Consider the following 24,320-nt stretch of genomic DNA (forward strand, 5'->3'; position numbering starts at 1 on the left):
GTGTCACCCGCGGGTGGGGGTGGTGGCTTGGACAGGGGGGGTTTGGGTGCTGCCCGGGGGGGGGGGTGGCGGTAGGGGCGCGTCCGCGTCGCGACCGGGCATCGAGGGCACGGCGGTGGGCCGGTGGTCGCTCGGCGCGGTGACAGTGGGCTCGGGGCGGGTGGTCCGCGTGGAGTCGGTGTCGTCGGCGTACGCGGAACCGGCCGTGGAGAGGGCGGTGATCGCGCAGGCGGCCAGCAGCCCGGCGGTGGCGGCGCCGCGTATCCGGCGGCGCGCGGCAGGGGCGGGGGACTGCGTGGGGGCGGTGCGGAAGAGGTTCACGGGTACTGCTCCACGGTCGACGGGCGGCGCCCTGTGGCGCCCTCACCCTTCACGACGTGCGGCGGGGGTGGGGGTTGCCGGGGGTGGAGAAGTTTTTTTCGGAGCCGGGGAGATCGTGGTGCGCGCGGCCGTGCCGGGAGCGTCGGGGCTGGGGTCGGGGCCGGTCTCCCGGGGCACGCGCCGCCCGCTTGCTACCGGCAGTCCGGGTAGTTGACCGCCCGCAGCCATTCGTCGACAGGTTCGCCTTCTCCGGCGCCGCATTTGGGGCGGGGGTTGTCGGTGCCGACGAGTGCGTGGACGCGTAGGACGTCCTCGCCGACGGTGCCGGAGCGGGGTGGTGTGCGCGGAGTATCCCTGTGCTCAGGAAGGTCGTCCACGGCTACCTCCACGGGTCTTCGGCGAGGATGTGGAGCGGGTGGCCGAGTCCGCCGATGCGGTGCCGGAACGGCTCCGGTGGTGCCTGACCTGCGTCGCCGGGCGGCTGGCCGGGCCAGATGCTCAGCGTGTGGGTGCGGTCGGCGTCCGGGACGGTGACGAACAGCGCGTGCCCGCGCTTGATGTGCTCCCGCGCCGCCCGTTCCTCACCCGCGTCCCACGCCCACGCCCTCACCTTCGCGGCGTGATCCAGTACGTCGCCATCTGCTGCCCCGCGCGTCAGCCATGCCCACGGCGACCGCACCGGCTCGGGCTCGACCCGCTCCGCCAGGCGCAACGCCTGCCCACGCAGCCACCGCACGGCCAGGACGGGAGAGACGGTCCACAGCGCGCCGACGGCGTGTGCCGCCCCGCCCCCGGACGCCGACGTCCGCTTTTCGAGGCGGACTTCGGCGAGGTAACCGGTCACAGGATCTCCCCCCGGCTGCGCGCGTTGACCAGGGCGATCCCGGCGATCAGACGCTCGGCACGGGAGGCGCGGCGGATGTGCGCGGCGTCGGCGACCCACTCCACGCCACCCGTCACCGACCGCAGGGACCACGCCCCGCACCACTCCCCCTTGACGACGCCGAGACAGCGGCGGTCGGCATCCCCGACGAGTTCCCCGACCTCCGGCCGGTAAGGGACCTGATCGCGCGCCTCGGACCCACGTTCGACAGACACGATCGTTCCTCTCTGTAGCCATTCCACTACCAGGGGGATGCAGCGTGGCTTAGGCTGTGGCACATCTTCAACTTGCGTGATGTGAGCGGGGAGTTGAACTTCTGCATGGTGAACCGCAAGGACTTGGACCCCGAGAAGTCGCCCGGCGCGGCGTTCGGGCAGCGTTTGCGCATGTTGCGCGACGAGCGCGGCTGGACGCAGGACGAACTGGGCCAGCGGATGGGGTACTCGGGGACGCACGTATCCGCCGTGGAAACTGGTCGCAGATCTCCAACTACTCACTTTTCGCACAGTGCTGACAAGGTGTTTGGCACTGGTGATCTGCTTGAGCGGCAGGGGCGAGCGGTTCGACACACTGCGCTGCTGGAGGGGTTTCCGGAGTACGTCGGGTTCGAGGGGCGTGCGGTCGAGCTTCGACTGTTCCAGATCGGGATCGTTCCCGGTTTGCTTCAGACGCCGGAGTACGCCGAGGCCATCACGATGGGTGCAGTGCGACGTGGAGCGATCACGGAGCTGCAAGCCGAGGAGCGGCTGACGCTCCTCGCGCGGCGTCAGGAGTCCCTGAGGCGGGATCCTGTGCCGCTGATCTACGCCGTCCTCGATGAGAGCTGCATACGGCGTGTGGTCGGTGGCCCCGATGTCATGGCGGCGCAGCTGGACCAGCTCAAGGAGTTCGCTGCACTGCCTTCTAGTGTGCTTCAACTGGCCCCGTACGACCTCGGGGAGCGACGGGCATTCGACCTGCCCGTAACGCTGTTGATCCTCGCCGATCGGTCTCACATAGCGTATGCAGAGTCCGCCCAGCAGGGGCGGCTGGAGCGTGATACGCGGTACGTTCAGCCGATGATGACGGCCTACCATCAATTGCAGGCCGAAGCGCTGTCTCAAGCGGCGTCAGTGGCGATGATCGAGCAGTTGCGAAAGGGCTCCCCGTGACGACCGACTCCCTCCCCCTCACCTGGTTCAAGTCCTCGTACAGCAGCAACGGCGGCGACTGCATCGAGGTCGCCGCGAACCTCGTCGCCTCGCGCGGCACCGTGCCCGTCCGCGACTCGAAGGACCCGCAGGGCCCGGCGCTGAGCGTCGACGCCGCCGCATTCGAGTCCTTCGTGGCGGGCGTCAAGGCGGACACGTTCCGCGCCTGAGCTGGTCTGCGTACGGCGAAAGCCCCGTCCGTTCTTCCGCGTGGGAGGACGGGCGGGGCTTTTCCGGCCCTCTCGCCGTGCCACCGCCAGGGTCCTACCCTCGGACGGAACCATGAGCGCGCTGACAAGCCTGCGAAAGGGTATGCCGTGACGACCGAATCCCCCCGCTGGATCAAGTCCTCGTACAGCGACAACGGCGGCAACTGCATCGAGGTGACCGCCGTCCTCGTCGCCTCGCACGGCGTCGTGCCCGTCCGCGACTCCAAGGACCCCCACGGCCCCGCTCTGAGCGTTCCCGCCACCGCGTTCGCGTCCTTCGTGGCGGGCGTCAAGGCCGGCGAGTTCCGCGCCTGAGCCGGTTGTAGGTTCCCCAACGCTGTCCCCTCCACGGCCACCCCGGGCGAGCCGGGGGTGCGGGCGTTGGAACAGTGCGGCGGTCAGGCGGTCGACCTGGTCGATGTCTGAGGACCAGCAGGAGGGCATGACCTCGTCGGCGCCGATGCCGATGAAGGCGTCGCGGATGTTGTGCGGGCCTGCCACGCTGCCTCACGGAGGCGTCCGGAAGGCGCGGGTGAGGTGATCCTGGAGCCGGGCGTGGCGGAACTGGTAGACCGCGCCGGCCTGGCGCAGCACGCCTCGCCGATGGGCGTCCTTCAGGAAGGCGCTCACCGCCCAGGGCAGCCGCCCCGTCAGCGGCAGCCAGATGCGGGACAGAGCCACCCATTGCCCCCAGGCGGTCAGGCTGAGCCCGTACGCAAGCCCGCCTCCCAGCCCGCCCACGACGGCGATCGCGATCCAGTCAACGATCCTGGCCCGCTGCATCAGGCACAGAATCCCGCCCGCGGCTCCGACGGCGAGCCCGAACACGAACAGCTGGAAAAGCACAGTCGTGCGGTTGGTACTCAACAGCTCAGAGGGACTGACGGCGGTTTCGATGTCGATGGGGGCTTCGAGCCCGGCCATGAGCGCGTACACGAGCCCGGCAATGGGACCGATGCCGAGCGCGCCGAGGAGCCCCTGCTGCAGCCCGACATCGAGCCACGCCATGAAGCCAGGCTGGGCCCCCGAGGCGAGTCCGGCCACGACGGTGGATACGGCAGTGGCCAGGAACGTGAAGCCGAATCCGCCCACGAGTCCGACCACCAGTCTGGGGACGAACTTTCTGCGTATCTCCTTTGGGCTGCCGAGGAGTCGTACGCGGACGCGTGACGGCTCACCTGCTGCGTCCCCGTATCTGAGCCCGTACACGAGCGCGAAGACCAGCCCGGACGCGGATCCGAACGCGAGCCCGTTCACGAGGCCGTTGACGAGCCCGTTCCAAAGTCCTGACCCGAACCAGAGCCAGTTCATGAAGCACATGAAAAGCCCGTCCACGAGTCCGAAGGCCAGACCGGTCAGGAGCCCGATCACGCGCATGCGCGACGAACGGCGAAGCGTGCTGCCCAGCTGCCACCAGGCGAGGTCGCGGGTGCCGAGCTGGTTCAGGTGCTGGGCGAGGTAGCCGAGCCGGTGCGGGATGCGTTCGCGGAGAGCGGGGGGCTGGTCCCGGTAGACCGTGGAGACGAAGTTGTCCAGGAGGTGGTCTTCGAGAGCGTCGGGGGTGCTGAACCGGTCGGTGTCCAGCAGAGCCGACGGGTCGCGGTCCGAAGTGTCGCTGTAAATGGTGCGGACGAGCGCGACCATCAGCGGAGTCGTCAGCACTGTGGAGAGCTGGATGCTGGCCGGGTGCAGAGGACGGTCACGCAGGTGCTTCAGGACGGGGCTCCACACGGTCGCGCGGGTGGTGCCCGTGTCCTTGCCTTCGGAGGCCGCCTTGCGCGTGGTGGTGCGCGGCAGGTAGCTCTCCAGGTCGGTCAGGGAGAGGTTGGCCAGCTCAATACAAGCGGCGGAGGTCAGGACACGGGTGCACGGCACGGCGGCGGCGTATTCGGCGCGGCGGCTGGTCAGCAGCAGCGGCCTGGTGAAGTCGTTGAGCTTGTCCAGCGCGCCGCGGTGCAGGCCGTCGGCGATCTCGTCGAACCCGTCCAGGACGGGCAGGATGCGGTTGCCGTGTACCAGCGCCGCAGCCAGTGTCGGCCCATCGGGGCCGGGCTCCGCCAGGCCGGGATGGTCTCGCTCGAGTTGGCTGACCAGCCAGGCGCGCAGGGGGGTGGCAGGGTTCCACGATCCGAGACTGAAGATCACCGGCACGAGGGAGACGGAGGCGGTGGGAGGTCCCAGCAGGTCCAGCACGAACCGCATGGCCAGGACCGACTTTCCCGACCCCGCCCGGCCCAGCACCACCAGCCGTCCGGACGGTATCCGCAGGTAGACGTCCGCGATCTCGTCCAGCCGGCCGGCCAGGGCCGGCGGGCGGGAGACGGCCCCGTCCTGAGAGCGGCAGATGTTGGACCAGTGGTCCGTCAGGTCATCGGGCGCCGATTGCCAGCGGACCGGCAGCGGGATCGGGTCCTGTGTCCTCCGCTGTTCTTCCTCACACAGCCACTGCTTGCGGACCGACTCCGCAAGCCGTTGTGCGGCATCGTCCACCGTGTCCTTGAGACGTGGGGGAGCTCGGACCCCGATGTTCACTTGGCCGATCTTCCCAGCCTGGACCACCGAGCCGGTCGTACTGTCGCTCACCGTGTTGTACGTCGAGCCCGCGCGCAGCGTCCGTCCCCCGCCGGATCGGAGACGGTGCACCCCAACGATGACGACCGCCGTCGCCAGCCCGATGACCACGCCCCGGGCCCACGGTGCGTACCCGCCCGGTACCAGACCGCCGCCCGTCGCCGCACCACTGGCCAGCACCAGCACGACGGGGACGATCTTGCCGAGGGCCGTCCTGACCGACGACGGCCGCCTCACGCCGCGGCTCCTCCGTCATCGAGCGCCGCCGGGCTGCCTGCCGTCACGGTCATGGGTGCCGCAGCCGCTTCATGATCAACTTCACGAAGTCGTTCATGTCGGCCTGCAGGCAGACGTCCTGGCTGTGTTTGCCATGACAGCCCTTGGCCCACGTGCTGCCGTCGCCGTAGTCGGCGAAGCGGTACGGAATGCCTGCCGTCCTGAGATGGTCCGCGGTCGTCACGGCCGTCTGGCGGTCCAACCTCTCGGCCACCGCCAGGACCGGGTCGACCGTCAGATCGCCGCCGTTACCGGCATACATCGCGACGCCCATGCCGCGCAGCGTTCCAACGTTTTGGGCGGGGCTCGCCTTGTTCCATGCCTGATCCAGGGGCCACACCGGCGGCCCGAAGATCGCGTCGGGCGCGGCGAGCGGCGTACCGATCGTCGGCAGGAGCCCGCTGCCGACAACGGCGGCGCGCATCAGCGGATTCTGGAGGTCGAGGACGCCGGAGAAGCTGCCCACGTAGCTGAAGAGGCCCGGCCGGTCCTCGGCGTAGTGGAACGCGCCGAAGCCGCCCATCGAGTGGCCGGTGATCGCCCGGCCCGCCCTGGCCGGGATGGTCTTCAGGTTGGTGTCGATGAACGGGATCAGCTCATCGAGGTGGAACGTCTCCCAGTTCTGGCGGCCCCGGGAGTCGGGGTGCACCCAATTGGTGTACCAGCCGTGCCCGCTGCCGTTCGGCGCCACGGTGATCAGCGGGACGCCCTTGGTCGACCGCTCGGCGAGGGTCTGGTTCCGGGGGGAGTTCGGGTACTCCGGGCTGCCGTGCAGGTAGTAGAGCACCGGGTAGCGGGTGCCGGCGGTGCCGTCGTACCCCCTCGGCAGGGTGACCATGATGACGTGCTCGTCGGAGACCTGGTCCTGCATCACATCGTAGGCCGGGACCTGAGCGGACTTCACGGTGACGACGAACGTGCGCTCGTTGACGTCCGCCCACTTCGGCTGGCTGACTACGGTGAGGCCGAAACCGTTGGTGAAGTGCGGTGGTGCGGTCGCGGCATGCGCGGCGGTCGCGGCCGGTCCAAGCATTCCGAGCGTTGCGACAAGGCCGACGAGTGTGGCGGCCCAGCCGCGTAACACGGCCCTGGGCAGGATCTTCATCTGACTTCTCCCCGTTTTCGGCGTCGGGCCCACTGTGATCTGAGCGAGCGGGTTACGGCTGAACGCACGCTCCAGCGTGGAGCGTCCGTAAACGCCGGCGGTGCGGCGTTGTGCGGTAGTCCGGTGGCCGACGCGACCTGGCTTCAGAGCGTGAAGCGACCGGTTGGGGGTGTCAACACCGCCTTGTCTGCGGGGGTGGCCTTAGCGACGGCGGCGTGGTGTCTCGCAGAGTGGAAGATCTTGCTCGTCGGCCGCCCGAACGCCTGGAATAACCACAGGTCACTTGAGGCCCACTGGACTCGACCTGGGAGAACCTGCACCGGTCCGCGTACGGCGAAAGCCCCGTCTGTTCCTCAGTGTTGGGGCCGGGCGGGGCTTTCGCGTCGTAAGGCACCGGTGGCGGCGTCCGCCTCAGTGGAAGAAGAGCACCGAGCGGAGCTTCAGCCGGTCGGTGGCGTGGCCGCCGTCCGGGCGGAGGGTGAAGGAGTCGCCGTCGCAGCCCGGGCCGGTGAACGCCGTCACGAAGTCGCCGGTGTCGTTGCGCGGGGTGTGCGCGGGCGCCACCCAGTCCTGCGCCACCTCGGGCAGCGTCATGCAGATGCCGCTCGGCGGATCTGCCAGGGTCCCTACGTGTACGGCGCCGTCCTGGGCGTCGATGAGGTACGTGAACGAGCCGGTGGCCGCCTGGGCGGACGAGGCGGGCAGGGCGACGGCGAGCGCGAGGGCACCGAGAGCGGCGGCCACGGTGTGGCGAAGGCGCATGGGTGTTTCCTTCCAGGAGCGAAACGCGCCCCGTAGCGGGGCCCGTGCCGGGAGGAACTGCCCATCCCGTACGGCGTGATGTGCGCCGCCGGGGCGCATCACACGAAGGAGTGCGGGGGGCGGAAGGCCGTACGGGGGCGGGCCCGGCCGGTGGGGCGAGGGCGCCCGGCGGCCCGTACAGCGGCGGGCCCGGCCCGTACGGCGGCGGGCCCGGCAGCTCGTACGGTGGCGGCGCCCCGACTGCGGGGCGGGACGCCGTCGTTCCGTCCTCACGTCACCGACCGCGCCGCCGTCTCCCGGCTGCGCAGCACCGCCGCGATCCGTTCGCACCAGGCGCGGGTCTCGCGTTCGAAGGTGAGGCCGCGCAGGCAGGTCAGATACGGGCCGATGCGGGTGGAGCGGACGAGGAAGGTGGCCTCGTCGAGGTCGCCGCGGAGCCGTTCCAGGACCCGGCCGAAGATCTCGGTTCGCCCGTCGGCGATCCGGGCCCGCTCGGTGAGCTGGGCGATCACCGGGGCGGCCGGGAGTTGGTCCACGGCCTGCACCTTGACCAGCAGGTCGTCGCGGAGGAACGACGGCCGGACGGTGGCGGCGGCGAACCGCTGGAGCTCGCCGATGCCCGCCTCGGTGACCGTGAACAGCCGCTTGTTGGGGCGCATCTCCTGCACCACCTGGCGGCCGGTGACCAGTCCGTCCCGCTCCAGCCCGGACAGTTCGGTGTAGAGCTGCTGCGGGCGGGCGTACCAGAAGTTGGCGACGCGGGCGTCGAACTCCTTGGCCAGTTCGTAGCCGCTGCACTCCCCGTCCAGCAGCGCGGCGAGCACGGCGTGCCGCAGGGTCATCGCGACTCCTCTCCGATGCGGCGGGGCGGGCCGAGGCCGTGCGGCCCGCCCCGCCCGGTCAGACGCGTTCGGTGGCCTCCTCCAGGGCGATGGCGGCCGCGGGGCAGACGGAGGCGGCCTCGCGGACCGCCTCGTGCAGCTCGGCGGGCGGCCGGGCGTCGAGGAGGACCACGATGCCGTCCTCGTCGCGCTGGTCGAAGACGTCCGGTGCGGACAGCACACAGCTGCCGGCGCCGCAGCACTTGTCCTGGTCGACGGTGACTCGCATGACATTGCTCCTCGGGTGGGGCCGGGCGGCGGGCCGCCCGGTGCCGGTGATGGCGCGGCGTCTCGGACCGGCCGCCGTGCCGGTGGGTGGATCGGTGGTACGACGAGCCGAAGTGCCGTACGCGGTCGCGGGGTTGGCGGGGCATGGGGCCTCGGCCGGGACGGGTGGGGCGGCCGGTACCGGAGGCCGGTGCGGGGGAGGTGGGCCGGTCACCAGCCGACCGGGAGGGCGTGGACACCGTAGATGCCCATGTCGTGGCGGAACGGGACCTCCTCGAAGGGGACCGCGAGGTGCAGGTCCGGCAGGCGGCGCAGCAGCGTCTCCAGGGCGATCTGCATCTCGATCCGGGCCAGCGGCTGGCCCAGGCACTGGTGGATGCCGAAGCCGAACGCGACATGGCGGCGGGCGTCCCGGGTCACGTCGAGGGCGTCGCCACTGGGGAAGACGGCCTCGTCGCGGTTGGCGGCGTTCAGGGTGCAGAGCACGCCCTCGCCCGCCCGGATGGTGGTCCCGCCGACCGTGACGTCTTCGGTGGCGGCGCGCGGTACACCGTTGTGGACGATCGTCAGGTAGCGCAGCAACTCTTCCACCGCGCCCTTGATCAGGGAGGGTTCGGCGCGCAGCCGCTCCAGTTGGGACGGGTTGCGCAGCAGCGCGAGGGTGCCGAGGGCCGTCATGTTCGCGGTGGTCTCGTGCCCGGCGATCAGCAGCAGCCGGCCCATCCCGGCGATGTCCTCGTCGGAGAGTTCGCCGCGCGCGGCCAGGCGGCTGATGATCCCGTCGTCCGGCTCCCGGCGCTTCTTCGCCGCCAGCCGCTCCAGGTAGTCGAGGAGTTCGTTCTGCGAGGCGCGGACCTCCTCGGGGGTGGAGCGGAGGGAGAGCAGGACGCGGCTGCGGTCCTGGAAGAAGGTGTGGTCCTCGTACGGGACGCCGAGCAGCAGGCAGATCACCAGGGACGGCAGCGGCAGCGCGAACTCCGCGACGAGGTCGGCGGAGGCGCGGCCGTCGGTCATCCGGTCCAGGAGGCCGTCGGCGATCTCCTGTACCTGCGGCCGCATCGCCTCCACCTTTTTGATCATGAAGTCGGCGGTCAGCATGCGGCGCAGCCGGGCGTGCTCCGGATCGTCCTTGCGGATGAAGCTGAACGAACGGTCCTCGGCGAGGACCCGGGCACCGGCGGTGAGGAACGGGAACCCGGGGCGCCGGGCGTCGGCGCTGAACCGCGGGTCGCCCAGCACGTCCCGGACGTCCTGGTACCGGGTGACCAGCCAGACGGGCGAGCCGTCCCACAGGGTGGCCCGCACGACCGGCGCCTCCTCGCGGGCGCGGTCGACGGCGGGCGCCGGGTCGAAGGGGCAGCCGGGCGCGCGGGTGGCGGGGACGGCGACGGGGTGCGGTGCGGTGGTTGTGGGGTCGGTGTGCGGTGCGGTGTGCGGTGCGGTGTGCGGTGCGGTCGTCATGGCGGGTCCTTCCACGTTCGGGCACGGGGCGCCGCGGTGAACGGTGCGGGTGACGCCGTCGGCGCGCGGGCGGTACCGGGTGACCGGTATCCGACTGCCGACTGCCGACTGTTCTCTGACGTGAGTTACCTGGCTCGGCTCTTACCGGCTGCCTGGCTCGGCTCTTACCGGCTCGACTGTTACCTGACTAAAGCAACTATCGGGGCTCACGCTAACTCTCCCTCGTCGGGGGCGTAAGGGCACATTCCGGCCGCTTCGGCGGTGGCCGATTCCCGTTCCGTAAGGGGTCGTTGGCGGGGGACGGTTAGGGTTCCTGCATGTCGGAGCCCGTGCCGGACCAGGAGCCCATCGTCGCGCTGCAACGGGCGCTGGTCACGCTGTCCTACCTGCTCACCCGCTCGCAGGCGCACGAACGCCTCGCCGAGCGGGCCGGGGTCTCGGCCCGGCGGTCGGACCTGTGGCTGCTGATGGCGCTGGAGGGCGTCGGGGGCGTCAGCCGGGTCGGCGATCTGGCGGAGCACCTGATGGTCGAGCCGTCCCACGTCACCCGCCAGATCGGCCGGCTGGCGGCGGAACGCCTCGTCGAACGCACCCCGGACCCGCGCGACCGGCGGGCCCGCCAGGTGGCCATCACCCCGCACGGCCGCACCGTCCTCGGCCGCCTCCAGGACGCCCGCCAACTCACCCTCCACCAGGCCCTCGAAGGCTTCGACGCCCGCGATGTGGCGATCACGGCCGAGCTGCTGAACCGGCTGACGGAGCATGTGCGGGAGCGGGAGGCGGGGGAGGGGTGAGGGCGCCCCCCCGGGCGGGCCCGTTCCCGTACGGGGCGGGGTCTGCGCGAGGCCCGTTCCCGTACGGGGCGGGGTCCGTACGAGGCCCGTTCCCGTACGGGCCCCGTAAGCGGACCGGCCCCGCCCAGCCTCCGTCGAACGGGGCCGGACGGGGCCGAACGGGGCCGGACGAGGCCGAACAGGGCAGGTCGGCGGCTACTCGACCCCGATCCGGCCGTCGTCCCCCGGACGCCGGGAGTCGGCCGACGCGCCCGTCCGGGGCTCGGCGTCCCCGGCCTGCTCCCCGGTGGCGTCGGACGCGCCCAGGTTGCGGCGGACCGAGTCGAGGATGGTCAGGCCCTGGCCGACCAGACCGGCGGCGATCTCGCCGAGGCCGTCCGCGCCGTTGAGGACGTTGACGTTGGCGCCGGACAGGCCCGCCGACGCCTCCTTCACGATCTGCGGCAGCTGGTCGATCAGCATCCGGTCCAGCGCCACCCGGTCGTACGACGCCGCCGCCTCCGCCTGGATCTTCATCCGCTCCGCATCGGCCAGCGCCAGCAGCCGGATCCGCTCGGCCTCCGCCTCGGCGGGCCTGACGACCTCCGCGACCAGCTCCTGCCGGCGCAGCGACGCGGCCCGCTCGGCCAGCTCCGTACGGGCGGCCAAAACCTCCTGCTGGGCGTGGGCATTGGCCAGCGGACCCGCCTGCGCGGCCTGCGCCTGGGCCCGGTCGACCTCGGCGCTGTACTGCGCCTGGACCACCGCCGTCTGCCGCGAGTACTCGGCCTGGTTCCGCGCCGCCTCCTGCTGCGCCTCGGCCGACGCCTGGGTGGCCCGCGCCTGTGCGATCTGCGCCTGCCGCTGGATGGCGGCCTTGTGCGGCGCGGACATCGCCTCGATGTAGCCGGTGTCGCCGTCGTCGATCGACTGGATCTGCAACGAGTCGACGATCAGGCCGATCTTCGCCATCTCCGTCTTGGAGGTCTCCAGCACCTCGGTGGCGAGTTTCTGCCGTTCGGTGACGATCTCCTCGACGGTCATCGAGCCGATGATGGACCGCAGATGACCGGCGAAGATCCGCCCGGTCAGCACGGACATCTGGTCTTGGTCGGACAGGAAGCGCTGTCCGGCGTTGACGATCGACTCGGTGTCGTTGCCGACCTTGAACGCGATCACGGCGCGCACGGTCAGCGCGATGCCCTGCTTCGTCACGCAGGTCTCCGCGACCTCCGACTCGCACATCGCCAACGTCAGGAACCGGGTCTTGCGGAAGACCGGCAGCACGAACTTGCCGTGGCCGATCACCACGCGGAACGGGGCGTCGCCGTGCCCCCGCCGGCCGCCCGAGATCAACATGGCCTCATCCGGGGCCGGTACGCGGTAACCGAACATCTCTCGTCTCCTCAACCGGCGCCGCCGGTCCAAGGGGTGGTTCGCGGCGCGTGGCGCACGCGAAGGGAGGCCCCTCTAACCGTTCAGCGCGTCCAACGGATCGGACCAGGCGAGGACGTCCACCTGCCGGGTGCCGCGCGAGGCGATCACCAGCACCTCCGTGCCGGTCGCCAGCGGCTCCGCCGACCAGGCCAGAAACGTCTCGGACCCGCCCCTGACCCGCACCTGGACCTCGCCGGGCCCGGCCTCGCCCCGGGTGCCGATGAGCAGCACCCCGGTGCAGCCGATCACGGCCTCGTCCCGCGCCATCGACGGCTTCCCCCTCGCCTTGGTGGTTCTGCTGCCGACCTTAGCCTCCGGCCAGGGGCTTCACCCATGGGGGAGCGGGGCGCGGGGCGGGCATTACCTGACTGTGACGTGGGAGGGGCGGGTGTGCGGCGTCAGGGCGGCGGCTCCGTCACTGCCCGGTCAGATGCCCACGCGGCCTGAGCGCCGGAACGCCCGCGCCACGGAGCGCCACGGAGTGCTGCGGGGGGGGGCTGAACGCGGCTCCGGCGCCAGGCCGGGGCGCGGGAGCCGGTACGGCCCGGCGGAGATCACCCGCCGGGCCGCGTCCGTTCGTACGAACCGGGGTCAGCCCAGCACCTTCCCCAGCGACGCCAGCGCCCCCTCCAGGTCCTCCCGGGTGATCGTCAGGGGTGGGGCGAGGCGGATGGTGGAGCCGTGGGTGTCCTTGACGAGGATGCCTTCGGCCATGAGGAGTTCGCTGATGTGGCGGCCGGTGCCGAGGGACGGGTCGATGTCGATGCCCGCCCACAGGCCGCGGGAGCGGAACGCGACGACGCCGCGGCCGGTGAGGGCGGACAGCCCTTCGCGCAGCACCTCGCCCAGTTCCGCGGCGCGGCGCTGGTACTCGCCGGTGGCCAGCAGGTCCACAACGGCCGAACCGACCGCGGCGGCCAGCGGGTTGCCGCCGAACGTCGAGCCGTGTTCGCCGGGGCGCAGCACCTCCATCACGTCGCGGCGGGCGACGACGGCGGAGACCGGGACGATGCCGCCGCCGAGCGCCTTGCCCAGCAGCAGCACGTCGGGGACGACGTCCTCGTGGTCGACGGCGAGGGTGCGGCCGGTGCGGCCGAGGCCGGACTGGATCTCGTCGGCGATGAAGAGGCACCCGGCGCGGCGGGTCGCCTCACGGACGCCGGTGAGGTAGCCGTCGTCGGGGATCACGACGCCCGCCTCGCCCTGGATCGGCTCGATCAGCACGGCGGCGGTGGTCTCGTCGATCGCCGCTTCGAGGGCGGGGAGGTCGTTGTACGGGACGATGCGGAAGCCCGGCGTGAACGGGCCGAAGCCGTCGCGGGCGACCGGGTCGGTGGAGAAGCTGACCAGGGTGGTGGTGCGGCCGTGGAAGTTGTCCGCGGCCACCACGATCGTCGCCCGGTCCGCCGGGACGCCCTTGACCTCGTACGCCCACTTGCGGGCCAGTTTGATGCCGCTCTCCACCGCCTCGGCGCCGGTGTTCATCGGCAGGACCATGTCCAGGCCGGTGAGGCGGGCCAGCCCGGCGGCGAAGGAGGCGAGCTTGTCGTGGTGGAAGGCGCGGGAGGTCAGCGTCAGCGCGTCGAGCTGGCGGTGGGCGGCCGCGGTCAGCACCGGGTGGCGGTGGCCGAAGTTGAGGGCGGAATAACCGGCCAGCATGTCGAGGTACCGGCGGCCCTCGACGTCCTCGACCCAGACGTCCTCCGCACGCGCCACGACCACCGGCAGCGGGTGGTAGTTGTGGGCGAGGACGGGCGTCTCGGCGGCGATGACGGACGCCGAAGAGGGGGCGGCACCGGACGCGGGGCCGGTCTGTGCGGGAGCGGTCATGAGCGGATCTCCTGGGTGCAGCATTTGATGCCGCCGCCGGCCTTGTGGAACTCCGACAGGTCGACGGGGACGGGGACATAGCCCTCCTGGGCCAGCCGGCCGATGAGCCCGGTGGCCTGCGGGGCGACGAAGACATGACGGCCGTCGGAGACGGAGTTGAGGCCGAACGCCAGCGCGTCGTCGCGGGTGGCGTGCACCGCCCGCGGGAACAGCCGCTCCAGCACCTGACGGCTGCCCGCCGAGAACGCCTCCGGGTGGTACGCGACGTTCTCGTCGTCGAGGGCGAACAGTGCGGTGTCGAGGTGGTAGAAGTACGGGTCGGTCAGGTGCAGGGCGATCGTCGGGACGCCGAAGAACTCCTGGATCTCGGCGTGCGCCGCGCGGCTGGTGCGGAAGCCCGTACCGGCCAGGATCAGGCCGCCGACCGGCACCAGATCGCCCTCGCCCTCGCACGACGACTCCGGGCGGCGCACCGCGTGGCCGTCCGCCGCGAACCACTTCTCGTACGCGGCGGACTCCGGGCGGCGCTCCGGGGCGTGGAACGACGAGCCGAAGACCTTGCCGTGCAGGCAGAGCGCCGCGTTGGCGGCGAAGACCATGTCCGGCAGGTCCGGTTCGGGCGCCACGGTCTCGACGGTGTGGCCGCGCGCCCGGTAGGCGGCGGCCAGTGCCTCCCACTGCCGGGCGGCGCGCGCGGCGTCGACGGGCGCGTCGCCGCTCATCCAGGGGTTGATGGCGTAGCGGACGTCGAAGTGCTCGGGCGGGCACATCAGGAAGCGGCGCGGGCGGGCGGTGCGGCGGGGGGCGGGGAGCGCGTCCACGGTGGCGCGCAGCGTGGCGTCACCGGACAGTGCGGTGTCACCGCGCAACGTGGCGTCACCGGACAGCGTGGTGCCACTGCGCAACGTGGTGTCACCGGCCGGGCCGAGGGTGCTGGTGGGGCCGGTGCCGGTGGGACCAGTGCTGGTGGGGCCGGTAAGGCTGGTGGGGCCGGTGGGGTGCGTCGCCACGGCCATCCCGGTGGCGGGGTCGGGCGGTGCGGGCTCGTGGCTCTTCGGGGCGGGCGCATGACTCGTCGGCACGGCAGGAACCTCCGCTTCCTACGGGGCACAGCCGGTCGGCCCGCGGCGGGCGGCCGCGGGACTGCCGGATACGTCTCCACGGTAGGGAGCGCCCGACGCGCGGGACAAGCCGAACATGCTGCGCAACGACGCAGCATCGCTGCGTGATCAGGCCCCTCTGGGCAGGATCGTTGCGTCGGCCGGCGGGTCGTCGGGGGCGGCCTGCCGGGCGCCCGCCTCCGGGGAGTCGGGCAGCAGATGGGACAGCACGAGGTAGCTGATCGTCTTCCGGATGAAGGGTTCGTCGCGGATCCGCTCCAGCACCTCCTCGAAGTGCGCGACGTCGGTGGCCCGGACGTGCAGCAGCGCGTCGGCGGCGCCGGTGACGGTCATCGCGGCGGCGATCTCGGGGTGGTTGCGGACCACCTCGGCCAGCCGTCGGGGCGGCGCGGCGCTGTCGCAGTACACCTCGACGTACGCCTCGGTCCGCCAGCCCAGCGCCGAGGGCCGCACGGTCGCGGTGAACCCGGTGATCACCTCGGCGTCACGGAGCCGGTCTACGCGCCGCTTGACCGCGGTGGCGGAGAGGCCGATCGCCGTACCGATCTCCGCGAAGCTGGTCCGGGCGTTGTCGATGAGGGCGGCGACGATCTTCCGGTCGAGCTCGTCGAAGGAGGCGGGGCGGGGGGTGGCGCCTGGGGGCTTCCTGGCGCTCGTGGCGGCGCCGCGTGTGGCGTCGCGTGTGGTGCCGTGTGTGGTGTCGTGTGTGGTGGTGTGGGGCGTGCCGTTTCTTGTGGGCTTGCTGGTCACGGGGCCTCCCGGTGGGTGGTGTCGGGGCACGGTATCGAGAGGGGCGGGGCGGGGCCTTGCGCGGAGGGTTCGTACAGGGAAGCTTCCTGTGCATTCCGCGGCGTGCGGCCTTCCGGGACGCTGCGTGGGCGGCTTCGTACAGGAAGGCTTCCTGTACGTTCCGCGGCGTGGATGCGTGAGGACGAGGAGACGGGCCGGCGCGCTGCGTGGCGGCGGGTTTCGGAGGGATGAGGTGCGGGATGGGGCGGGGCTTGCGGGTGGCGGGGCGGGTTCGGCGTGACGGCATGCCGTGGGGCGCGGTGCGGCGATCGGGCGAGGGGCGCCGCCGGGGGGACGTTGTCCGGCCGGGCCGGCCGTGGAGGCGGCGGCGGGTGGCCGGGCCCGCGCCCGTAGGGGGTGCCCGGTGAGGGTCTGTCTGCTCACGGATAAGCCGGGCCATCCGTTGTTGGCGGCGGCGTCGGCGTTGTGGGCCGAGCGGGGCACGGTGGTGGCGTACGACCCGGATGCGGAGGCCGTATCCGTACCTGTCCCCGTATCCGTCCCCGCACCCGAACCCGTAGCCGTACCTGGCCCCGTACCCGTACCCGTACTCGTACCGGATGAGGGCGCCGCGAGGTCGGGGGCGTCGGAGGGGGCGAAGGTGGACGGCGAGGTCCCGGTGGCGGACGGGGTGCCCGCCGCCGACGTCTACCTCCTCAAGGCCCACACGCCCCGTGCGCTGGCGCTCGCCGCGCGGCTGGAGGAGGGCGGCGCCGCGGTGGTCAACTCCGCGGCGGCGACCGCGTTGTGCCAGGACCGTACGGAGATGGCGGCGGTGGCGCGGACGGCGGGGCTGCCGTTCGCGGCCACCCGGACGCTGGACCGGCTCGGGCCGTTGGCGGCGGCCGGGGAGCCATCCGTTCCGCTGGTCGTCAAGAGCCGCCGCAGCCGTCGCGGCGACCTCGTCGCCCGCGCCGATACCGCCGCCGACCTGCGTGCGCTCGCCGCGGCCTGGCCCGATGAGCCCGTCGTCGTCCAGGAGTTCACGCCGAACGGCGGCTGGGACCACAAGCTGTGGGCGATCGACGGGCAGCTCTTCGCCGCCGTCCGCCGCTCCGAGCTGGCACCTGGCGGCCGCGGCGGCACCACCACCGTCGGTCTGAGCGAACTGCCCGCCGGCTGGGCCGAGTTGGTGCACCGGGTCGGTGAGGTCTTCGCCCTCGACGTCTACGGCGTCGACCTCCTGGACGCGGGCGACGGGACCCCGGTCATCGTGGACATCAACGCCTTCCCTGGTGTCCGCGGCCAGGCGGGTGCCCCGGAGGCGTTGGCGGCGCTGGCGCTACGGGCGGCGGCGGGAGCGCGGGCGGTGCGGGCACCGGGGCGCGCGGCTCGTGGACCGGCGACGACCGGTACGCGACCCCCAAGTGCGACCGCTGACGCCCGCGCCCGCCATGGCTGAACGCCGTCCGCATCTCGCCTCCCTCGACGGGCGCGCGGCTTCGCGAAGCGCGGCCCCTCAGGCGCCCCGCCCCGCCTCCGGTTCCGTCGTCGCGGCCGTCCCGGGTGCCGCCCGCTCCCCGGCGGGCTCCGGCCCGGCGGCCGGCCGGAGGCGCCGCAGCGTGACCGCGCTGACCAGGGCCAGCGTGATCAGGGCGAGGCAGTACAGCGTGACGCCCGGCCAGGCGGCGGCCGCATAGGCGACGCCGCCGACCGTGCCGCCGACGGCGCTGCCGATGTAATAGAAGAAGAGATAGACGGCGGCGCCCTGCGCGCCCAGGGCGGTGGCCCGGCCGCCGACCCAGCCGCTGGCCACCGCGTGCGCCGCGAAGAACCCGACGGTGAAGACCACCAGCCCCGGGACGACCGCGCCCAGCTGCGGTACGAGCATCACCACCAGCCCCGCGACGGTGGTCAGCAGCGCCGGGATCAGCACCCGCGGGCGGCCGAACCGGTCGACGAGACGGCCCGCCGCCGCCGACGAGAACGACCCGGCCGCATACGCCACGAAGAGCAGTCCGGCGGCGGTCTGGGAGAGGTGGAACGGCGCCGCGATGAGGCGGAAGCCCAGGTAGTTGTAGACGGTGACGAACGCGGCCATGGCGACGAAACCGATGAGGTACAGGCGCAGCAGTCCGCTGTCCGGCAGCGCCCGGCCGATCCCGGCGGCCAGCGTGCGCGGGCGCGGCTCGCGGCGGACGAAGCGGACCGACGCCGGGATGGTCAGCCGGAAGACGACCGCGCAGACCGCCGCGGCCACCCCGACCGCGCCGATCGCCCATCGCCAGCTGCCGGTCACCTCCAGCACCCCGTCGGCGACGAGCCGCCCCGCCATGCCGCCGATGCCGTTGCCCGCGACGTACAGGCCCATCGCCTGGCCCAGCGACGCGCGGTCCACCTCCTCGGCGAGGTACGACATCGCGGTGGCCTGGAGCCCGGCGAGGGAGAGGCCCTGGAGGACGCGGATCACCAGCAGCGCCGGGAAGGTGGGGGCGAAGGCGGCGGCGATGCCGAGGAGGGCGGCGCAGCTCAGCGCGAGCGTCATCATGCCCGTACGGCTCCAGGCGTCGGAGACCGCGGTCAGCGGCACCACGGCGAGCGCCATCGACGCGGTCGAGACGGAGACGGTCAGCGACGACGCGGCGGGGGAGAGGTGCAGGTCGAAGGAGAGGGCGGGCAGCAGCGCCTGGACGCAGTAGAGCGTCATGAAGGTGGTCAGCCCGGCCGCGAAGAGCGCACCGGTGGCGCGCCGGAAGCCGGGGGTGCCTCGGGTGTGTGCGGCGGGTATCGGGGCGGCGTCGGTCACCCGGCGACGGTAGGCACGGGGTAAATGATGCGTCCAATGCATGGATCGGCGAGGTATGTTCCGGATATGGAACAGATGAGCGAGTGGGGTGGCGGGGTGTCGGCCGGGCCGCTGGCGGCGGTCTGCCCGGACCTCGTGCGGTTCGTGGCGGTCGCCCGGCTGGAACATCTCTCGGCCGCCGCCGACGAGCTGGACGCGCCGCAGTCGACGGTCAGCCGCGGCATCGCCCGGCTGGAGGCGGCCGTCGGCACCCCGCTCTTCGACCGCGAGGGGCGCGGGCTGCGGCTGACCCGGCACGGCCGGGCGTTCCTCGCCCGTGTCCAGCGGGGCCTGGCGGAGATCGCCACCGGCTGCGAGGAGTTGCGGCTCGCCACCGACGTGCCCGGCACCGTCGCCCTCGGCTTCCTGCCCGCGCTCGGCGCCGCGCCCGTTCCGCTGCTGGTCAGCTGGTTTCGGGAGCGGCATCCGCAGGCCCGGTTCCAGCTGGTGCAGGACAACGCCGAGGGGCTGCTGGCGCGGCTGCGCGCCGGTGAGGTCGATCTCTGCCTGACGTCACCGCTGCCCGACGAGGCGGGCATCACCACCCTCCCGGTCGCCCGCGAACCGCTCCGCCTGGTCGTCCCCGCCGGTCACCGCCTGGCCGCGCGCGAACGGGTCCGCCTCACCGACGCCGCCGACGAGGATTTCGTCATGGCCACCTCGGGCTACGGCCTGCGCCGCCTGGTCAACGGCCTCTGCGCGGACGCCGGGTTCACGCCCCGGGTGGCGTTCGAGGGCGCCGAGATCGCCACCATCCGCGGCTTCGTCGCGGCGGGCCTGGGCGTCGCGGTGCTGCCGCCGTCCCCGGTGCCCGTGCCCGGCCTCGTCGACCTCCCGATGGACGAACCGTCCGCGCACCGCACCGTCGGCCTGACCCGCGTCACGGCCCGTACGCCGACGCCCGCCGTCGCGGACTTCATCGCGCTGCTGGAGGCGCGGGCGCAGGAGTGTTTCGGGGTGGGGGCGGGCGTACAGGGGTGAGGGTGGCCCGGGTGTCCTCGGCCTGGAGACACCAGTGGCGCACCGTGACCGGCCGGTCGGCACTCAGCTCGCGGCCCGGCCGGACGCTCCGGGTGCCCGGCGGTCCCGAGCTGCTGGGCAAGGCCGTAAGGCGGTGGCCGTGGTGGCTGCGCGTCCGACCAGGAGGTTCAGCCGTCGCATCTGGTCCGTCGCCTCCGTCGTCGGCGCACAGGGCGATCAGCCACGCCACCGGGTGGTGAGGGGAGTGATGAGGCGGCGTGCGGGGCGCAGCCCTACGCGCGCGGTGCGCGTATCACCGTGCCCCGCTGGTGTCAGGCGGGGCCTTGCCAGCCGTGTTCTGACAGCGGGGCTGCGTCGGCGAGGTACCCGTCGATGCCTTCCTTGGGGTACTCGATGATGTCGTCGGGCAGCTCGTGCACGGAGAACCATTCGAGGCTCATGCACTTCTCGGGCTCCCGGTTCACCGGCTCTCCGATCCACGCTGTGGCCTCGAAGAAGAACCCGATGCGCTCGACGGTGGCGCTCTGCTTGTGGTGCACCACCTGCACGAGGCGCAGGTCCCCGGGGCCGACGTGGATACCGGTTTCCGCGAACAGCTCGCGAACGGCTCCGACGGTCAGCGGTTCACCCTTGTCGAGCTTGCCCGACGGAACGTGCCACCGGCCGTGGCCGTAGGGCCCGCCGCGCTGGGAGAAGAGGATCTTGTCACCGTCCCGGAGGATGACGTGGGTGTCGATCACGGGCTGCGCTGGTTCGGGGCTCATGGTTCCTGCTGTGTCGTCGGTGCGTCGGGGCTTGACGGTACAGGCGGCTCGGGCAGGGCGTCGCGATGGCGGGAGGGGCGAACGGGTAGGGGGGAGCCCGCGGTGGTAGCGGATGTTCAGCTGCCGGGCGCGGGTGATGAGGTGCGCGGCGGAGGCGGCGCCGGTGGACTCGCACAGTGCGCGGATGTCCTGCTCGACCTTGATGACCGGCACGTGGGAGCGTTTCGATATGCCCGAGGCGGTCGCCCCCAGGGAGATCAACCAGATCAATGCGACCTGAGAGGTGGAGATCCGCAGGGCGACCTGGCGTGAGGCCGGTTCCGGCATGGGGTTGGGCAGGGCACCGGTGACGTAGGCACGCTCGACGGCCGCGGCATCCGTCATAGCGCGGCAGGTCAGCTTGTCCTTGGCGCTGGACAGCAGGACTCGGACCGTCTTGAGCCGCATGGCGGCCTGCGTCGCGACCTCCTCCACGGACATGCCGTAGGCGACGCCCAGCAGGACCTTCACCTCCAGGCCCGACAACTCGACCCCGGCCATCAGGCGTCGCCTCCCGCGGGCTTCGCCCTGCGGATCAGGGCCCCGGTGAGACGGCGTACGACGTCGGGTTCCAGCGGCAGGTAGCGCAGTCCGGCGTCTCGGTCACAACCGACGCAGTACGGGATCAGATCGCCGCGGATCCCGTGGCCGATGGCGTCCTTGCTCGCCGCTTCGAGGCGGCGGCACACGTCATGTGCTTCGGGCCATCCCGGGTAGTCGGTGTCGACCAGGCCCGGCTGCGCAGGCGCGCCCAGGGCGAGGGCGAGAGCGTCGACCTGCGCGAGGGACCACTCGCCGAGACGGACCCGCCCGTACTCCACGACGGGCCTGGTACGGATCCCATGAGCCGTCAGCGCCACGCACAGCTCCTCCACCACCGAAACGAGGCCGTCGTGCAGGCGGTTGGCGAGCAACTGCACGTCGTCCAGGGTCAGACGGCTCAGCGTGATCTCGCCATCCGCGCTGATGGACGCCTCCGCGGGGATGCCCGCGGCGCGGAGCCCGTCGGTCAGCAGGTCGGTGGCGAGAGACGGGAGGGGCGCCGCAATGTTAGCCAGGTTGAAGGCGGGCTTCGGCATCAGAAGATCCGTTCAAAGTGGGTTAGTTGGTCACGGTCGAGGGAAGAACGCGGCGCCGTACCGGGCCCGCCGAGTCGCAGCAGTGGGAGGACGGCAGTGAAGCGGGGCACCGCCCGGCGAGGGGCAGGAGAGCGCCGACCGGCGCGGCGCTCCAGGACCAGCGGCCGGACGGTGTCGTCACGGCGAAGCGCACGGGGCGCCCCTGGAAGAGACCGGCCGCGGAGGCGTCGGCGGCACGGTGATTCCCCAGCCATCCCCACGCGCAGTCGAAACCGGCGCGGTCGAGGTCGAGCAGGGCCCCGCGGACGGATTCGCGCATCCACTCCAGGGCCACGTCGGGGCTCGACGCCACGAAGCTGTGCGGGGCGGGCCGACCCTCGGAGTCGATGCCGACGGCCTGGCCGTCGGCATCGATGTGGTCCAGGTGCGCCCAGTAGGCGGGCGGCAGCGGCGGAATCATGCGCACCGCAGCTCCCGGGGGAGTGGCTCGAACGTGGGCAACGGCGCGGCGTCGTCCGGCTCCAGGTGGTCGAGGAGGTCTTGGGCCGCCATCGCCATCCGACGGACGTGCGCCTCATCGGTGCTGACAGCAGCGGCTGTGCCGGTGCGGAGGCGGTCGGCGCGGTCGATGGCCGTGGAGAACCCCGGTCCGGGGCGGCCACCGGCCCGTGCGCGAGCGATGTTGATGAGCTGCGCCAGGAGGCGGTCCAACCGCCTCGCGCGTCCGGAGATCGCCACCACGTCGAGGGACGGTGCCTGACTGGGCGGAGAGCCGAGGGGGCGACGACGAAGTCCCGGAAGCAGTCGCCTCCGCTGGGGAGGGCGAGCTCCCGCGATGCCCTCCGGCCCTGCGGCAGCCCCGAGTACGGCGTCCAGGTCGTCGTCGTACTCCCCGAGATAGGCGTCGTGGAGCCTCCCCAGGAGCTGCCGCATCGTCGCCGCGCTGCTGTCGACGTCGATGGGTGGGAACGCGCTGCTCATGCCCTTACCTTCTGAGCAGGGGGCGCAACGGCAGCGGTCAGGATCTGCAGGAGCGCGTCGGCAGTGACGCGCGCCTTTACCAGTGCACGCTCGATGTCCATGAGAAGACGGTAGGAGCGTGTTCAGAGAAAGTGGGACACAGATTGTGTCCCCTTGCTCAGGTCCTCAAGAGGCCAATTCGGGCGGCGAGTTCGCACGCACGTCGGCGACGCGCCGGGGCCTTGGCTTCGGTCTCCTCCAGGACGATCCGGCGGGCGTAGCCGTTGTACTGGATGGTCTCCGGTGCTGCCTCGTACGCGTGGGCCAGCGTGGCGAGGGCGACGTCGGGTTGGCCGTCGAGGTGGTATCCACGGGCTTGCTCGATGCGGTGTCGTGCTCGGCGGGGCCTTGACGGGATCGCTGCGGCTTCAGCTTGTGCCGCTTGTCGCACGGATTCGGTGCCGGAGTGCAGCTCGACGGCGATCGTGACGGCGTGTGCACCCATGATTGCTCGGGAGAACGAGGTCACGGGATGGTAGTAGTCGGCGGGTAGAGCTTCGGCGATCTCGCGGGCCGAATCCCAATAGCGCCATGCGGTCCCGGTTTCCCCGCGACGTGCCGCCGTGTATCCCACCTCAAATTGAAGTGCGCCCGTGATGGCGCGAACGTCGTCTGCCGCTTCGTTCAACATGGGTTCGAGGAACCGGAGCGTGGCCAGGTTCACTTCGTCGGCGGCGTCGTAGTGGTGCGGTCCGGAATCCCGGTGCGCTTGGCCCGTGAGCCAGGCCGCTACCCCGATGGTGTGGGGGTCTTCGGATTCCTGGGCCGCGACGATCCCTCTCTCGGCCACCCTCCACAGGAGGGACGCGTCCGGTTGGTAAGCGAGGAAGAACTGACTGAGGCTGTACACCTCGGACAGGCTTGCCTGCGCGGCGCGGCGTTGGACGGCGGAGTTCGCCTGCCTGACGGAGAGTTGGGCGTCGGTGATGAGGCCCGGAAGCAAGGACCCGATGACTTCCCTGTGGTTGGGGGCTGAATGCCGTGCCGCCCATGCTCGCGCGAGTCGGGCACGGATGTGCGTGGGGGACGGGGCAGGAGCGGACTGTGAGCCCACAGGGAAACGGTTCACGGCGTCGGCTACGGCTGCGAGTCGTGGGTGGCCAGGGCCCGTGAACAGGGCGATGGGCATGGATTTGCGTCCTGTGAGTTCCGCGAGGTTGCTTACGCGCAAGACCTCGGCGATTTGGAGGATCATGTCCAGGCCGGGGGTCTGAAGCTGCCCGTTCTCCACCCGTTTCACCCAGGATGCTGACATGGCGACCAGCCCTGCGAGCACCTGTCGTGACATGCCTCTGCGCTCCCGGAGGATTTGCAGCCTCTGGCCGAAAACCAATGGTGTGGCGTACGGGTCCGGGGCGGCATCTTCACTGGACACGGCCTTGTCCCTCCCTACGACTCGACATGGTCAGAGTATGGGCAAGGGCGATTCCGTGACCACCGTTCCGTTGTTAAATCCCCTGTTCGGTAACGGTCTTGGCCTCGGATGCAGTGCGCAGCTTCGGCGCAGTCGCCATACCTGTGTACGCGGCTGTCCCTGATCTGGGAGCCGCCGCCGGGCGGTGCCGGCCACGCCAGGCCAGGGTCACTCCCTATGTATCCGGTCAGCCGTTGTGGTAGCCGTGTGGAGTTGCGAGAACTCACGGACCGCGATGTTGACGCGGTGTGCGCGATCCATGGAAGCGGCAAGGCGTTGGCTTTGGGGTCGGCGGCGTCCTCGGATTGCATCGAATCTGGGACGCCGGATAACCGCTAAGAATTCTCGAATACGAGTGGAGTGGTATGAGCAGCGGAGAGTGAGTGGATTCCGAATTCCCT

At 71.7% G+C, this 24,320-nt stretch carries 27 protein-coding genes; 6 read left to right on the top strand and 21 right to left on the bottom strand.

Features of this window, described 5'->3' with window-relative positions; all coding sequences use genetic code 11:
* Window positions 1-3: 3 nt before the first annotated feature.
* From ACFWWQ_RS21785 to ACFWWQ_RS21800, 4 genes are all read right to left on the bottom strand, one after another.
* A complete protein-coding gene (locus tag ACFWWQ_RS21785; protein WP_384598566.1) occupies window positions 4-321 on the bottom strand; it encodes a hypothetical protein in 318 nt (105 codons plus the stop codon).
* Window positions 322-512: 191 nt separating this feature from the next.
* Entirely contained in the window at window positions 513-698 is a 186-nt protein-coding gene (locus tag ACFWWQ_RS21790) for a hypothetical protein (RefSeq protein ID WP_384598568.1), read from the bottom strand.
* A 2-nt stretch (window positions 699-700) separates the two neighbouring features.
* On the bottom strand, window positions 701-1,165 hold the full coding sequence (locus ACFWWQ_RS21795; RefSeq protein ID WP_384598570.1) for a hypothetical protein: 465 nt from the start codon (window positions 1,163-1,165) through the stop codon (window positions 701-703).
* On the bottom strand, window positions 1,162-1,419 hold the full coding sequence (locus tag ACFWWQ_RS21800; RefSeq protein ID WP_384598572.1) for a hypothetical protein: 258 nt from the start codon (window positions 1,417-1,419) through the stop codon (window positions 1,162-1,164). Before ACFWWQ_RS21800 ends, ACFWWQ_RS21795 begins: the two co-directional genes overlap by 4 nt.
* 105 nt (window positions 1,420-1,524) lie before the next feature.
* Here ACFWWQ_RS21800 and ACFWWQ_RS21805 point away from each other — a divergent pair, with 105 nt between their 5' ends.
* From ACFWWQ_RS21805 to ACFWWQ_RS21815, 3 genes are all read left to right on the top strand, one after another.
* On the top strand, window positions 1,525-2,355 hold the full coding sequence (locus ACFWWQ_RS21805) for a helix-turn-helix domain-containing protein (protein ID WP_384598574.1): 831 nt from the start codon (window positions 1,525-1,527) through the stop codon (window positions 2,353-2,355).
* On the top strand, window positions 2,352-2,564 hold the full coding sequence (locus tag ACFWWQ_RS21810; protein WP_384598576.1) for a DUF397 domain-containing protein: 213 nt from the start codon (window positions 2,352-2,354) through the stop codon (window positions 2,562-2,564). The genes ACFWWQ_RS21805 and ACFWWQ_RS21810 overlap by 4 nt, the downstream gene beginning before the upstream one ends.
* Window positions 2,565-2,711: 147 nt before the next feature.
* A complete protein-coding gene (locus tag ACFWWQ_RS21815) occupies window positions 2,712-2,918 on the top strand; it encodes a DUF397 domain-containing protein (protein ID WP_384598578.1) in 207 nt (68 codons plus the stop codon).
* Window positions 2,919-3,110: 192 nt separating this feature from the next.
* Here ACFWWQ_RS21815 and ACFWWQ_RS21820 read toward each other — a convergent pair whose 3' ends face one another.
* From ACFWWQ_RS21820 to ACFWWQ_RS21845, 6 genes are all read right to left on the bottom strand, one after another.
* Window positions 3,111-5,411 (bottom strand): NACHT domain-containing protein, encoded by a 2,301-nt coding sequence (locus ACFWWQ_RS21820; RefSeq protein ID WP_384598580.1) that lies wholly within the window; start codon window positions 5,409-5,411, stop codon window positions 3,111-3,113.
* A gap of 49 nt (window positions 5,412-5,460) precedes the next feature.
* On the bottom strand, window positions 5,461-6,555 hold the full coding sequence (locus ACFWWQ_RS21825; RefSeq protein WP_384598582.1) for an alpha/beta hydrolase: 1,095 nt from the start codon (window positions 6,553-6,555) through the stop codon (window positions 5,461-5,463).
* 411 nt (window positions 6,556-6,966) lie between these two features.
* Complete coding sequence (locus ACFWWQ_RS21830) at window positions 6,967-7,317, bottom strand: hypothetical protein (protein WP_384598584.1); 351 nt, start codon at window positions 7,315-7,317, stop codon at window positions 6,967-6,969.
* 269 nt (window positions 7,318-7,586) lie between these two features.
* Window positions 7,587-8,159 (bottom strand): PadR family transcriptional regulator, encoded by a 573-nt coding sequence (locus tag ACFWWQ_RS21835; RefSeq protein ID WP_384598586.1) that lies wholly within the window; start codon window positions 8,157-8,159, stop codon window positions 7,587-7,589.
* Between the two features lie 58 nt (window positions 8,160-8,217).
* Window positions 8,218-8,427 (bottom strand): ferredoxin, encoded by a 210-nt coding sequence (locus ACFWWQ_RS21840; protein WP_384598587.1) that lies wholly within the window; start codon window positions 8,425-8,427, stop codon window positions 8,218-8,220.
* A 209-nt stretch (window positions 8,428-8,636) separates the two neighbouring features.
* The gene (locus ACFWWQ_RS21845; RefSeq protein ID WP_384598589.1) at window positions 8,637-9,887 is read right to left on the bottom strand and encodes a cytochrome P450; all 1,251 of its coding nucleotides are present in this window, start codon (window positions 9,885-9,887) and stop codon (window positions 8,637-8,639) included.
* A gap of 317 nt (window positions 9,888-10,204) precedes the next feature.
* On the opposite strand from ACFWWQ_RS21845, the gene ACFWWQ_RS21850 reads away from it, so the two are divergent.
* The gene (locus ACFWWQ_RS21850) at window positions 10,205-10,681 is read left to right on the top strand and encodes a MarR family winged helix-turn-helix transcriptional regulator (protein ID WP_384598591.1); all 477 of its coding nucleotides are present in this window, start codon (window positions 10,205-10,207) and stop codon (window positions 10,679-10,681) included.
* A 195-nt stretch (window positions 10,682-10,876) separates the two neighbouring features.
* Here the strand turns inward: ACFWWQ_RS21850 and ACFWWQ_RS21855 are convergent, their stop codons facing one another.
* The 5 genes from ACFWWQ_RS21855 to ACFWWQ_RS21875 form a co-directional block, all read right to left on the bottom strand.
* On the bottom strand, window positions 10,877-12,055 hold the full coding sequence (locus ACFWWQ_RS21855) for a flotillin family protein (protein ID WP_384598593.1): 1,179 nt from the start codon (window positions 12,053-12,055) through the stop codon (window positions 10,877-10,879).
* A gap of 75 nt (window positions 12,056-12,130) precedes the next feature.
* Window positions 12,131-12,364, bottom strand: coding sequence for a hypothetical protein (locus ACFWWQ_RS21860; protein WP_143944886.1), 234 nt, complete (start codon window positions 12,362-12,364; stop codon window positions 12,131-12,133).
* Window positions 12,365-12,688: 324 nt separating this feature from the next.
* Window positions 12,689-13,927, bottom strand: coding sequence for an ornithine--oxo-acid transaminase (gene rocD, locus ACFWWQ_RS21865; RefSeq protein ID WP_384598596.1), 1,239 nt, complete (start codon window positions 13,925-13,927; stop codon window positions 12,689-12,691).
* The gene (gene ddaH / locus ACFWWQ_RS21870) at window positions 13,924-14,697 is read right to left on the bottom strand and encodes a dimethylargininase (protein WP_384598650.1); all 774 of its coding nucleotides are present in this window, start codon (window positions 14,695-14,697) and stop codon (window positions 13,924-13,926) included. The genes rocD and ddaH overlap by 4 nt, the downstream gene beginning before the upstream one ends.
* A 459-nt stretch (window positions 14,698-15,156) precedes the next feature.
* A complete protein-coding gene (locus ACFWWQ_RS21875; RefSeq protein WP_384598598.1) occupies window positions 15,157-15,798 on the bottom strand; it encodes an Lrp/AsnC family transcriptional regulator in 642 nt (213 codons plus the stop codon).
* A gap of 640 nt (window positions 15,799-16,438) precedes the next feature.
* Between ACFWWQ_RS21875 and ACFWWQ_RS21880 the strand changes: the two genes are divergently transcribed.
* Entirely contained in the window at window positions 16,439-17,239 is an 801-nt protein-coding gene (locus ACFWWQ_RS21880; RefSeq protein ID WP_384598600.1) for a RimK family alpha-L-glutamate ligase, read from the top strand.
* Between the two features lie 57 nt (window positions 17,240-17,296).
* Here the strand turns inward: ACFWWQ_RS21880 and ACFWWQ_RS21885 are convergent, their stop codons facing one another.
* Window positions 17,297-18,583 carry an MFS transporter gene (locus tag ACFWWQ_RS21885; RefSeq protein WP_384598602.1) on the bottom strand — a complete coding sequence of 429 codons (1,287 nt, stop codon included), beginning with the start codon at window positions 18,581-18,583 and terminating at the stop codon, window positions 17,297-17,299.
* Window positions 18,584-18,649: 66 nt separating this feature from the next.
* Here ACFWWQ_RS21885 and ACFWWQ_RS21890 point away from each other — a divergent pair, with 66 nt between their 5' ends.
* Complete coding sequence (locus tag ACFWWQ_RS21890) at window positions 18,650-19,603, top strand: LysR family transcriptional regulator (protein WP_384598604.1); 954 nt, start codon at window positions 18,650-18,652, stop codon at window positions 19,601-19,603.
* A 311-nt stretch (window positions 19,604-19,914) separates the two neighbouring features.
* On the opposite strand, the gene ACFWWQ_RS21895 is transcribed toward ACFWWQ_RS21890, so the two are convergent.
* The 5 genes from ACFWWQ_RS21895 to ACFWWQ_RS21915 form a co-directional block, all read right to left on the bottom strand.
* On the bottom strand, window positions 19,915-20,907 hold the full coding sequence (locus ACFWWQ_RS21895; RefSeq protein ID WP_384598606.1) for an NUDIX domain-containing protein: 993 nt from the start codon (window positions 20,905-20,907) through the stop codon (window positions 19,915-19,917).
* Entirely contained in the window at window positions 20,907-21,485 is a 579-nt protein-coding gene (locus ACFWWQ_RS21900; RefSeq protein WP_384598608.1) for a hypothetical protein, read from the bottom strand. The genes ACFWWQ_RS21895 and ACFWWQ_RS21900 overlap by 1 nt, the downstream gene beginning before the upstream one ends.
* 22 nt (window positions 21,486-21,507) lie before the next feature.
* Entirely contained in the window at window positions 21,508-21,951 is a 444-nt protein-coding gene (locus tag ACFWWQ_RS21905; protein WP_384598610.1) for a hypothetical protein, read from the bottom strand.
* Entirely contained in the window at window positions 21,942-22,466 is a 525-nt protein-coding gene (locus tag ACFWWQ_RS21910) for a DUF6415 family natural product biosynthesis protein (RefSeq protein ID WP_384598612.1), read from the bottom strand. Before ACFWWQ_RS21910 ends, ACFWWQ_RS21905 begins: the two co-directional genes overlap by 10 nt.
* Window positions 22,467-22,623: 157 nt before the next feature.
* Window positions 22,624-23,880, bottom strand: a complete 1,257-nt coding sequence (locus ACFWWQ_RS21915; RefSeq protein WP_384598614.1) for a multiprotein-bridging factor 1 family protein — start codon at window positions 23,878-23,880, stop codon at window positions 22,624-22,626.
* Window positions 23,881-24,320: the final 440 nt, after the last annotated feature.

The organism is Streptomyces sp. NPDC059080, from assembly GCF_042739975.1.
Classification (GTDB): Bacteria; Actinomycetota; Actinomycetes; order Streptomycetales; family Streptomycetaceae; genus Streptomyces; species Streptomyces benahoarensis.